12 protein-coding genes are annotated in these 11,104 nt (G+C 60.9%); 4 read left to right on the forward strand and 8 right to left on the reverse strand.

Annotation, left to right across the window (positions count from 1 at the left end):
• Positions 1-41 precede the first annotated feature (41 nt).
• Both C9E91_RS19740 and C9E91_RS06430 read right to left on the reverse strand, forming a co-directional pair.
• A complete protein-coding gene (locus tag C9E91_RS19740; protein WP_181316024.1) occupies positions 42-218 on the reverse strand; it encodes a hypothetical protein in 177 nt (58 codons plus the stop codon).
• 182 nt (positions 219-400) lie between these two features.
• The gene (locus C9E91_RS06430; protein ID WP_107107538.1) at positions 401-739 is read right to left on the reverse strand and encodes a DUF2147 domain-containing protein; all 339 of its coding nucleotides are present in this window, start codon (positions 737-739) and stop codon (positions 401-403) included.
• A gap of 459 nt (positions 740-1,198) precedes the next feature.
• Here C9E91_RS06430 and C9E91_RS06435 point away from each other — a divergent pair, with 459 nt between their 5' ends.
• On the forward strand, positions 1,199-1,462 hold the full coding sequence (locus C9E91_RS06435; protein WP_107107539.1) for an SEL1-like repeat protein: 264 nt from the start codon (positions 1,199-1,201) through the stop codon (positions 1,460-1,462).
• 131 nt (positions 1,463-1,593) lie between these two features.
• On the opposite strand, the gene C9E91_RS06440 is transcribed toward C9E91_RS06435, so the two are convergent.
• Both C9E91_RS06440 and C9E91_RS06445 read right to left on the reverse strand, forming a co-directional pair.
• Positions 1,594-2,706 (reverse strand): pyridoxal phosphate-dependent aminotransferase, encoded by a 1,113-nt coding sequence (locus C9E91_RS06440; protein WP_107107540.1) that lies wholly within the window; start codon positions 2,704-2,706, stop codon positions 1,594-1,596.
• A 90-nt stretch (positions 2,707-2,796) separates the two neighbouring features.
• Entirely contained in the window at positions 2,797-3,189 is a 393-nt protein-coding gene (locus C9E91_RS06445; RefSeq protein ID WP_107107541.1) for a pilus assembly protein PilZ, read from the reverse strand.
• A 229-nt stretch (positions 3,190-3,418) separates the two neighbouring features.
• Between C9E91_RS06445 and C9E91_RS06450 the strand changes: the two genes are divergently transcribed.
• The 3 genes from C9E91_RS06450 (at position 3,419) to C9E91_RS06460 (ending at position 5,998) form a co-directional block, all read left to right on the forward strand.
• Complete coding sequence (locus tag C9E91_RS06450; RefSeq protein ID WP_107107542.1) at positions 3,419-3,865, forward strand: baeRF12 domain-containing protein; 447 nt, start codon at positions 3,419-3,421, stop codon at positions 3,863-3,865.
• A gap of 260 nt (positions 3,866-4,125) precedes the next feature.
• Complete coding sequence (locus C9E91_RS06455; RefSeq protein WP_107107543.1) at positions 4,126-4,563, forward strand: glyoxalase superfamily protein; 438 nt, start codon at positions 4,126-4,128, stop codon at positions 4,561-4,563.
• A gap of 67 nt (positions 4,564-4,630) precedes the next feature.
• Positions 4,631-5,998 carry an MATE family efflux transporter gene (locus tag C9E91_RS06460; protein WP_107107544.1) on the forward strand — a complete coding sequence of 456 codons (1,368 nt, stop codon included), beginning with the start codon at positions 4,631-4,633 and terminating at the stop codon, positions 5,996-5,998.
• A 50-nt stretch (positions 5,999-6,048) separates the two neighbouring features.
• Here the strand turns inward: C9E91_RS06460 and iolB are convergent, their stop codons facing one another.
• The 4 genes from iolB to C9E91_RS06480 form a co-directional block, all read right to left on the reverse strand.
• A complete protein-coding gene (iolB, locus tag C9E91_RS06465; RefSeq protein WP_107107545.1) occupies positions 6,049-6,846 on the reverse strand; it encodes a 5-deoxy-glucuronate isomerase in 798 nt (265 codons plus the stop codon).
• Between the two features lie 83 nt (positions 6,847-6,929).
• Positions 6,930-7,847: a myo-inosose-2 dehydratase gene (iolE, locus tag C9E91_RS06470; RefSeq protein ID WP_107107546.1), complete on the reverse strand. Its 918-nt coding sequence runs from the start codon at positions 7,845-7,847 to the stop codon at positions 6,930-6,932.
• 67 nt (positions 7,848-7,914) lie between these two features.
• A complete protein-coding gene (gene iolD / locus C9E91_RS06475) occupies positions 7,915-9,765 on the reverse strand; it encodes a 3D-(3,5/4)-trihydroxycyclohexane-1,2-dione acylhydrolase (decyclizing) (protein ID WP_107107547.1) in 1,851 nt (616 codons plus the stop codon).
• Positions 9,766-9,853: 88 nt separating this feature from the next.
• Positions 9,854-11,104: PfkB family carbohydrate kinase (locus C9E91_RS06480; protein ID WP_146143983.1), on the reverse strand; the 1,251-nt coding region annotated here is incomplete at its 5' end.

Genomic DNA, 11,104 nt, shown 5'->3' on the forward strand with positions numbered 1-11,104 from the left:
AGCGTTTCGCGGTTCATTTCTCGAAAGCGGCGAAGTCGGCCCTATTGCACCGTCGTGCAATAGGGGCTGCCCGTCTGCAGGCAAGTGAAGCTTGCGCCGAAATGCGATTGCGCACCGCTGCGGCCGGTATGCTCAACCGCTACCGAAAAGGTGATCGCAAAGATGGCGGCAAACAGCATGATGATGCCGAAACGCCGCGCCATGATGATCGTGTTCATTGTCCTGGCCCTACCCGTGCCCTATCCTGGACACTGTTTTGCCATGGTCATGCTGAACAGGTGCTGAGACACTGGTTCATCCAGTGTTCAGAAATATTAGCGGCTTATGAACCTTGAGCCGAAGGTCTTTCCCAAGCGAAGCACGTATTGATCGGCCCCGCATTCGCTCGGCGAAGTATCTTTTAAAGCTTCGTCCAGGTTTGCGACTTGCAGAAGATCTTGAGCACGCAACCCTGCATCTTCACGGTTTTACCGCTGACGGTGCCGGAGCCGCTATAGGTCTTGTTGTCCTCGGGATCCGTAAGTTCGCCCGTGTAAGCTCCGTCCTTGCCCTGCATCTTGCCGATCTGGCGGCCGGCGTATTTGCCGGTCTTCAGCGTTACGCAGTAGCTGTCGGCGCAAGGCGTGATGGCGGCGGTGTCACCCTCCGTGGTCTTCCAATTGCCGACGATCGGCTCGTCGGCCAGGGCCACGCCTGCGCTGAAAAGCAGTGCTGCGGCGAGAATGGTGGCGCGGATCATGGTCTTTCCTCCCGAATGTCCTTCGGCCCCACAGCCCGGACGTGGCGAAGTTATCCAATACGGACGTAAAGGCAAATAGACTTTCCGGCACGATTTTCCTGCCGGTTGGCCCTTCCGATCGCATCGAAAAATAACGAGCCTTGTTTCAGCGGCTGTTTTCGTGGTGAACGAAGGGTTTAGATCCAAACCTTAACGAGGCGTAAAACTGGCTCAAAAGTCCTTAATTTGCAAGGGAAGCGATGTTTAACAAAATCCCAAGTTTACCAAGCATTTGTACTTTGTTTGCATCGAATTAAGCATGCATTTTAGCCGTTTTTTGAAAGCCGTCTGCGATAGTGAAGCCATCAAACGAGCGGGGCAAACCCGCCGACCGGAAGGATCATCAAGCCGCGATAGACGGCAAGGTCCGGAAGGAAAAACAGGGTCGATAACGAATAGACTGAAACAGGGATTGAACCGATGGCACGCTTCGAAATACCGACATCCGAAATGGCCATGATGGGTGGCAACAGCGCTGAAGCCCTTTGCGAGCTGGGCATAATCTATGCGACCGGCAGAGGGTGCAAAGCAGACCTCGTTGCTGCCCATAAATGGTTGAACATCGCCGCCATCAAGGGCAGCGACCGCGCCGCCGAGCTCCGCGCCGACGTCGCAGCCACGCTGACCAAGATGGAACTCGCCTCGGCACTTCGCGCCGCCCGCGAGTGGATGACCACGCACTGAAGCGCGTCACCAAGAATACGAATATTGCCTCGAAAGAGGGGACCCGGCAGCGGGCGGAGAGGCGCGCTGCCACTATCAGAAAAACCGCGACCGGCCGGAAACAAGGCCGGCGCGGTTTTTCGTTTTTTAGGTCAGCCGATTGCCTTCAACACCTTCGGCAGTGCTTCGGCTAGAAGGTTGAGATCGCGCTCGGGGCCGACGCTGATGCGAATGCAGCGATTGAGCGGCGCAACGCCCGGCATGCGGATGAAGACGCGGTGCTGGATCAACCCATCGACGATGGCACGCGCATAGGCGCCGTCGCGGCCGCAATCGACGGCGACGAAATTGGTGGCGGAGGCAAGCGGCAAAAGCCCGTTATTGCGGGCGATCGTGCCGATTTGCTCTCGTGCGGCATGGATTTTGCCGACGACTTCGGCGAGGTAGGCTTGGTCCTTCAGCGCCGCGAGCGCGGCCGCCGTTGCCAGCCGGTTCATGCCGAAATGATTGCGGATCTTGTCGAAAGCCAGCACCGTCTCCGGCAAGCCGATGGCATAGCCGACGCGCGCGCCAGCAAGGCCGTAAGCCTTGGAGAAGGTGCGGGTGCGCAGCACATTCGGCAGATCGATCAGTGCGGAAATATCGGGCAGGGAGCCGGCAGGGCCGGTTTCGCTATAGGCCTCGTCGAGGATGAGCAGGCAGCTTTCCGGCAGGGCGCGGGCGAAAGCGACGATCCTGTCGGCATCACACCAGCTTCCCATCGGATTGTCGGGGTTGGCGAAATAGACGAGCGGCGCGTTTTCGCGCTTCACCGCCGCGAGCAGCCCATCGAGATCCTCGCGATCGTCGACATAGGGCACCGTGACCAGCCGGCCGCCGAAGCCGGCCACATGGAAATTGAAGGTCGGATAGCCGCCGAGCGATGTGACGACGGGCGCTCCCGGCTCGACGACCATACGCACGATGAGACCGAGCAGGCTGTCGATGCCTTCGCCGATGGCGATATTCGCAGGCTTGACGCCGAGATGCGCGGCGAGCGCTCCCTTCAGCGCGAAATTTTCCGGATCGTTGTACTTCCAGATCTCGCCGGCCTGTTCGCGCATGGTCTCGAGAACCGAGGGGGCGGGGCCGAAGCCGTTTTCATTGGCGCCGATGCGTGCCTGGACGATCAGGCCGCGCTGGCGTTCGAGGGCCTCCGGGCCAACGAAGGGCACGGTGGAGGGAAGGGCGCTGATCAGCGGGGTGAAGCGCGAAAAGGCGGACATTCTGGCTTGTTTTCCGAACTCTGTTGCAAGGCGCAGCACAATAGGCGCTTGGCGAGCCGTTGCAAGGGCGGAAAAGCCTGATGCCGACGCCTATTGCCGCTTGCCTCGCGCCGCCATCGCTTCGACATTGCCGATCATGAAATCGGCGCGCACGACGCGTCTCAATGTTTCCGGCTCGATCAGGTTGATGAAGCGAACATTGACGCGGTTGCCTACGCGGTTGATCTCCGCGCAGCCGATGCGATAGGCGAGGCCGAGGATGTTCAGATAATAGTGCGTCGGCAGGCCAACGGTCGTACCGACGATGAAGCTGGCGCCGCCCTGTGAAATGTCGATGATCTCCGCACTACGGCTTGAGATGCCTGTCAGACATGGGCGTACGGCAATGATACGGGCTGGGCGCTGAACGAAGAACCGTTCCCACTTCCGTTCATAGACTTCGGATTTGACTTTCGCCAGATGCGTAGCGCGAAGCATTGTCATTCCCCGGTTGGAGGCTACCGAATTCATCTCGGTTACAGCATCAACCTTGCACGGAGATTTTGCCTAAGCGTCAACTGAGCCAATCGAATTTTAACGATTCGGCAGTTTTTCAGCCGGTTGGGCGGACTCGCATGCCCCATGGGTCGTTTTTTGAACCCTTCGCGCCATGAGACGTTCCCTTTTTGTCGGCGGTTTTCAGGCCGTCTCATCAAGCGTGAGGATAGGGATGATGGTCGATATCAGAATTTCCCGAGGAACATGGGTTGTCGTTTGCGACGGCGCCAAGGCGCTGATCCTGAAGAGCTCGGATAGTGGCCCGCATCCGGATTTGCGAACGTGCGAAACCATGGAGCAGCCGCATGCACCCGATCGGGAGCTCGGCGCAGATAAACCGGGACGCACGCATCAGGCCGATGGGTTCGCAGGGAGTGCGGTGGAAGAAACGGAATGGCATGAGCAGGCGGCGGCCGAATTCCTAAAAAGCGTCGCGGCAAAGCTCGATGTGCTAGTGCAGCAGAAAGGCATCAGCCGCCTCATCCTCGTGGCGCCGCCGCGCGCACTCGGCGTCCTGCGGCCTCATCTCGGGGCTCATTCGCAGGCGGTTATCGTGGCCGAAGTCGCCAAGGACCTGACGAATTTTCCAATCGATCAGATCGAGCGCCATCTGGCCGCTTGAAACGATGGCGAGGGACGAAATACAGCCGTCCCTCGGTAACCGCGCCTGAACGGCGCCGTCTCTCTAGCAATGCCTCATCTTGACAGCAGCATCCGCTTCGATCATACGAAAATCCGGTTCGAGGCGCCGGCCGCTCGCGGATGAAAATCCATGGTGAAGCCCTCGCGAATATGGTCACAGCCATCTGGCGCATGCTGACTGGCGGTAATGCGAGCTCCGATCTGCAGTCGTAAACGCATGCCTTCCGAGAGGCTGACTCCGTGACGACGATCTATCCGTCCATCGATGAATTGAAAGCGCAGGCCAAACGTCTGCGCCAAGCCATGGCCGAGCGCGGTGGCGAAATGGCCCACAGCGCAGCCCTTGAATTGGTCGCCAAGCAATATGGGCTGCGCGACTGGAACACGCTATCGGCACTCGCCGCGAAACCGAACGCGGCGCCGACTGCGCCGGTCGCTGTCGGGGCAGCGGTGCGTGGCCGCTATCTGAACCAGCCCTTCACCGGTAAGGTACTGGCACTCTCCGAGCAGTCCGGCGGGCTTTACAGAATCACCATCCATTTCGACGCTCCGGTGGATGTCGTGACCTTCGAGAGCTTCTCGGCCTTCCGGCAGCGCATCAACGCCCAGATCGACGTCAACGGCGTCTCGCCGCGGAAGACCTCGGACGGCGTGCCGCATCTGGTGCTGGACATCTAACAACCATCCTTTCATCAATCGATCGCGGCCGTCCTTTGGCGGCGCGCGATGCTGCGTGGATTTCGCTATGACGAATCATTCCGAAAGCAACATGTTCCTGACCGGCTGGTTGCCGGGCGTCTTTGCCCGCACGGCCGCACCGATCATCATGATCACAACCATCAACGGCCTGTTTGCCGTCGTCGATGCCTATTTCCTCGGCGTCTTTGTGGGCGCCGATGCACTCTCGGCGGTCAGCCTCATTTTCCCAGCGCTCATGCTGCTGATCGCGTTGCAATCGCTGGTCTCCAACGGCATGGCGAGCATCCTGGCACGCCGTCTGGGGGCGGGAGATCGAACGGGGGCAAGGCAGGTTTTCAGCGCCGCCCATGGCCTGGCCCTGGCGGTGGTGATCCTGGTCAACGCGCTCTATTGGACGGTCGGGCGGCAGGTCATCACAACAGGGGCGGCTGGCAATGCCGCTGTTGCCGCCAATGCCGGCGCCTTCATGGGCATCATGGTCGGCTTTGCTCCGGTGAGTTTCCTGTTGTCGGTGCATATCGACGCTCTGCGTTGCGAAGGCAAGATCGGCTTCATGACGTTGGTGACGCTTGCCTCGACCCTGCTCAATATCCTCGCCAATTGGCTGCTGATGGCGGTGATGCACTGGGGCGTCATCGGCTCCGCCGCCGGTTCGATCGCGGCGCAATTTATTTGCCTGGCGGTCATTCTGCTCTACCGTTGGCGGCAGCCGGGTGCGCTTAGGCCGTCAACATCCTTTCCGGTTACCGAGTGGCGAGGGATCGCCGCCTTCGGTGCGCCGATGAGCCTCGGTTTCATCGGCATATCCCTGAGTTCTGCGGCAATCCTTTTCAACCTAGCGATCTGGCACCAGGGAGACTATGTCGCGACGGTGGGCGCTTACGGAATCATCACCCGGGTGATGACCTTCGCCTATCTGCCGCTCCTCGGTCTCAGCATCGCACTACAGACGATATCCGGTCACAATCACGGCGCCGGGCTCTCCACCCGCGTCGGGCGGAGCCTGCAGATCGCCATGGTGTCGGCGCTGATCTATTGCAGCGTGGTGGAACTGGCTGTCGAAATGCTGGCGGGCAGGCTTGGCAGTATTTTCGTCGGGGATTCCGTCATTGTTGCGGAGGTGGGGCGTATATTGCCCTGGACGGTCGGCGCCTATTTCCTCTTCGGGCAGATGATCGTGCTGTCGTCCTATTTCCAGTCGATTGGCGATGCGAAGCGCGGCGCGATCTTCGGCCTGGCGCGACCCTATCTCTTCACCCTGCCGCTGACATTCCTGCTGCCCTTCGTGTTCGGCGAAACAGGAATCTGGATGGTGCCGGTCTTTGCCGAAACGGGAATGCTTCTGCTCGCCTGGTTGGTGTTGTCGCGCAATGCCAGGGACCGCGGGTGGCGATACGGTCTGCTACCGGCATAAAATTGAAAGGCCGCGCCATCGAGGCGCGGCCTTGCCATGCTCTTGGGAGTTTATGCCTTGAGAAGCCACTCATGTTCCGGCGCGTTGTGGAATTTCCAGACGCGCTTCGGACCGGCCATGACGTTGAGATAATAGAGGTCGTAGCCATGGCAGGCGGCGCAAGGATGATAGCCCTTCGGCACCAGCGTCACATCGCCATCCTCCAGCGCCATGACCTCATCCAGCGAGCGATCATCGGTATAGACCCGCTGGAAGCCGAAGCCCTGCGGCGGGTTGAGGCGGTGATAATAGGTCTCCTCGAGGAAGCTTTCGTTCGGCAAATTGTCCTGATCGTGCTTGTGCGGTGGATAGGACGAGGTATGGCCGCCCGGCGTGATGACTTCGACAACCAGCAGCGAATGCGCCGCGCCGTCATCCTCCGGCATGATGTTGTTGACATAGCGGACATTGGTGCCCTTGCCGCGCGTCAGCGCCGGGTGGGTGCCCGGCGGAATGGCGCGAGCCTCATAGGAGCCGCCGCCCGGCGCCGAGCAGACGGCGAGCTCGAGGTCGGTCTCGGCGACGACGGACCAGTTGGAGCCGGCCGGAATATAAAGCGCGTGGGGCGCGCCTTCGAAGGGGTTCATGCGACCGCCGAGCGAACCGAAATCCTTCGCGCCTGCCTTGGCGCTCGCCTTGCCGCTGACCCAGACGAGGCAGACCTCGCGATCGCCCGTCTCAGCCGAAGCCGTTTCGCCGGGCTTCAGCCGGTAAAGGTCGAAGCCGACATAGGTCCAGCCGGCATTTTCGGGCGTGACATGGGTGACACGACCATGGGAGCCATCAGGTTTGACCTTGAGATTTGGCATGGGTGTTCTTCCTCTATTGTCTGGGAAAACGCTCCTCGCCAACCATCCAACAGGGGAAGTTAACGAGGGCTGCTTGTTTTCCGTTACCCCTTGGGAAAACCTTCGGTTTCCACCGTATAACCGGCTGCCGTCATGATGCGCATCAATTCGGCATGGCCGATCTCGGCCATTTTCTGCGGCGGAGCCTTGCGCGGGTCCTGCTCGGCTTCGACGACGAACCAGCCTTCATAGCCGTGATCCGCAAAACGCTGGACGATGGCGCCGAAATCGAGCGAACCGTCGCCCGGCACTGTGAACGCGCCGAGCGCCACCGCGTCGAGGAAGGACTGCCGGCTGCGATCCAGTCCATCGACGATAGACTTGCGGATATCCTTGACGTGAACGTGGTTGATGCGGGCGTGGTGGTTGTCGATGGCGCGCAGCACGTCGCCGCCGGCAAAGGCCAGGTGGCCGGCATCGAGCAGAAGCGGAATGCCTTCGCCGGAATTGCGCATGAAGGCATCGAGTTCCGGCTCGGTTTCGACGACGGCCGCCATGTGATGGTGATAGGAGAGCGGCATGCCCTGCTCGGCGCACCATTCGCCGAACTCGGTGAGGCGGCGGGCATAGGCCTTCATCTCGTCGTCCGAAAGACGTGGCTTGGTGGCGAGCGGCTTGGAGCGATCGCCCTGGATGGAGCGGCCGACTTCGCCATAGACGATGCAAGGCGCGTTGACCGCCTTGAACAGCTCGATCATCGGAGCGATGCGATCCTTGTTTGCGGCAAGCTCCTCATTGACCAGCGTACCCGAGAACCAGCCGCCGCAAAGCGTCACGTCAGCGGCGCGCAGGATGGGCAGCATCTCATCGGGATTGCTGGGGAAGCGCCGGCCCTGTTCCATGCCGGTAAAGCCCGCGCCGCGGGATTGCCGCAGGCATTCTTCGAGAGATACGTCGTCGCTGAGCTCCGGAAGATCGTCGTTCCACCAGGCGATGGGCGACATGCCGAGTTTGGCCTTCATCAATAGTCTCCTTAAAAGCAGTGTTGGAGGAGCGGGACAGCTCCTCCAGAAAGATGACGGAAATTGATCAGCCGATACGCTGGGAGGCGCGGGCTTTTTCATAACCCGCACGGGCCTGGTTGACCTCGGCGCGCGGGCTGACCTCGGGAACGGCGACGTCCCACCAATGCCCGCCTTCGTCTGTCGTGATCAGCGGATCGGTGTCGATGACGATGACCGAGGTGCGGTCGTTCTTTTTCGAGGCTTCGATCGCCTGTTCGAGCTCGGCGATGGAGGCGACCTTGACAGCAACGGCGCCCATGCTCTCGGCATGCGCCCGGAAATCGATCTCCGGCATGATCTCGTGACGCGAATCCTTGAGCAGATTGTTGAAGTTCGCGCCGCCGGTCGCCATCTGCAGCCGGTTGATGCAGCCGTAGCCTCTGTTGTCGAGAAGGACGATCGTGAGCTTCAGGCCGAGCATGACCGAAGTCGCCAGCTCCGAATTCAGCATCATGTAGGAGCCGTCGCCGACCATGACGACGACTTCCTTGTCCGGGCGTGCCATCTTGGCACCAAGGCCGCCGGCGATCTCATAGCCCATGCAGGAGAAGCCGTATTCCATATGATAGCTGCCGGGTGCGGTCGCTGGCCACAGTTTGTGCAGCTCGCCCGGCAGGCCGCCGGCCGCGCAGAGCACAATGCTTTTCTCGCCGCCGAGCGTGCGGGTGACGGCGCCGATCACCTGGGCGTCGGAGGGCAGGGCGGTATTCGTCGTCGCCATCGCCTTGGCGGCTGCCTCCAGCCAGATCTTCTTTTCCCGTGTTGCCTTCTCGACAAGAGCCGCCGGAGCTTTCCAGCCAGAGAGGCCGGCAGATAGGGCCTTCAGCCCTTCGCGCGCATCTGTCACCAAGGGGTGACCATTGTGCTTCAGCGCGTCGTAGGCCGCAATGTTGAGGCCGACCATGGTCAGTTTTTCGTTCTTGAACAGCGCCCAGGAACCGGTGGTGAAATCCTGGCAGCGGGTGCCGACAGCGATCACCAGATCGGTTTCTTCGGCAATCGCGTTTGCAGCCGAAGTACCGGTGACGCCGACCGAGCCGAGCGCCAGCGGATGCGTTTCGTCGATCGCCGATTTACCCGCCTGTGTCACGACGACGGGAATGGCATGTGCTTCCGCGAAAGCAGCAAGCTCCTTCGTCGCCTGGGAATAAAGTACGCCGCCGCCGGCGACGATCACGGGCTTTTCGGATCTGCGGATCAGTGCGATCGCGTTTGCCAGCTCGTCCGCATCCGGCTGCGGGCGGCGCGGCGTCCAGATGCGTTCCTCAAAGAAGCTCTCCGGATAGTCGAAGGCCTCGGCCTGTACATCCTGGCAAAGCGACAATGTCACCGGACCACAATCGAATGGATCGGTCAGAACCTGCATGGCGCGCTTCAGCGCCGTGATGATCTGCTCGGGCCGGGTGATGCGATCGAAATAGCGCGAAACCGGACGGAAGGCATCGTTGGCCGACACCGTACCGTCGCCAAAATCCTCGATCTGCTGCAGCACGGGGTCGGGCGCGCGGTTGGCGAAGACATCGCCGGGCAGGAACAGCACGGGGATGCGGTTGACATGGGCGACGCCGGCAGCGGTCACCATATTCAGCGCGCCGGGACCGATCGATGTCGTGCAGGCCATGAAGCGCTGACGGAAACTCGTCTTCGCATAAGCAATAGCCGCATGCGCCATGCCCTGCTCGTTATGGGCGCGGTAGGTCGGCAATTCGTCGCGCACCTGATAGAGCGCTTCCCCCACGCCGGCGACATTGCCATGGCCGAAGATCGCCCAGACGCCACCGAAGATCGGCTGCTTCTGGCCATCGATCACCGTCATCTGCTTTTTGAGGAAATGCGCGACGGCCTGCGCCATCGTCAATCGGATCGTCTTGCCCATGGGGCGCCTCCCAAATGCATTTTAGTCCATTGTTTGCGCATCGCTTGACCCCGAAAAGCGGTATCCGCCTTTCGGAGCGATGCGCCAGCTATTCCAGGCCGCGGGTTTTCAGCCACGCCTGGGTCAATTGCCGGAAGCGGCCCGCCATGTCGGCGATCGCTTCCTCGTCGTTCATGCCGCCCGACATCCAGGTGCGCGCCGCATCGGAAAAGATCGTCCGTCCGACGGCAAAACCCTTGACGGAGGGCGCGGCCAGCGTCGCCTCGAAGCTGCGGATCAGTTCCTCCGCCGGCGCTTCCAGGCCAAGCAGCACGATACCCCTACACAATGGATCATTTTTGGCGATCACAGCATCGATTTTTTTCCAGGCCGCAGTCGATTCCTGCGGTTCCAGCTTCCACCAGTCCGGCTTGATGCCGAGCGCGTAAAGCTCTTCCATCGCCGTCGGGATTGTATCGTCGGTCAGCGGTCCGTTCTTGCCGGCGATGATCTCGACCAACAACTCGCGGCCGACCTTGCGGGCCGCTTCGAACAGTGTGCGCAGCTTCTCCTGCTGCTCCGCCTTCAATTCCGCCGGGTCGTTGGGATGGTAGAAGCAGAGGCATTTGATGCAGTGGTTGAGCGGCCATTCGACGAGTTGTGAGCCGATATCCTGGCTGAATTCGAATTTCAGCGGCTTGGAGCCTGGCAATTCGACGGGGCGGCCGATCCAGCTGAAGTTCTTGGTGGCGGCATCGAAGAATGCATCGCGACCGAAGCGCTCGTCGATCAGCATGCCATAGCCCGCGCGCCCACTAGAAACGCGCGCCGCCGCCTCGACCGCAAGCCGTTTGAAGGCAACGATTCTGTCGTGGCCGATACCCAGTTCGTCGGCGACGCTGACGAGCTGCGAACGATGATCGATGGCAAGCGCCATCAGCAACGGGATCTCGTCACTGCGGCGCGTCGTCGCCCAATGAATATGGTTGATCGCCTCGTCCTTGCGCAGCGCCCGGTGCTTGCTGCCCGTCTTCAAGAAGAAGTCGAGTTCGGCCCAGGTCGGATATTCCGGCGAGCAGAGCAAGCGCGAGACCGCAAAGGCCCCGCAGGCATTGGCCCAGGTGGCGCAGGTCTTCAGCGGTTCGTCGCGCAGGAAGCCGCGTAGGAAGCCGGACATGAAGGCATCGCCGGCGCCAAGCACGTTGAACACTTCGATTGGAAAGCCCTGGCCGACGATGCCGGCTTCGAGGTCGTCGGAGATCGGGCCGTCATAAACGATGCAGCCCATGGCGCCGCGCTTCAGCACGATGGTTGCCGAGGAAAGGCGTCGGATTTCCTTCAATGCGCCGAGCACATCGTC

Source organism: Rhizobium sp. SEMIA4064 (genome assembly GCF_003025035.1).
Lineage (GTDB): Bacteria > Pseudomonadota > Alphaproteobacteria > Rhizobiales > Rhizobiaceae > Rhizobium > Rhizobium paranaense.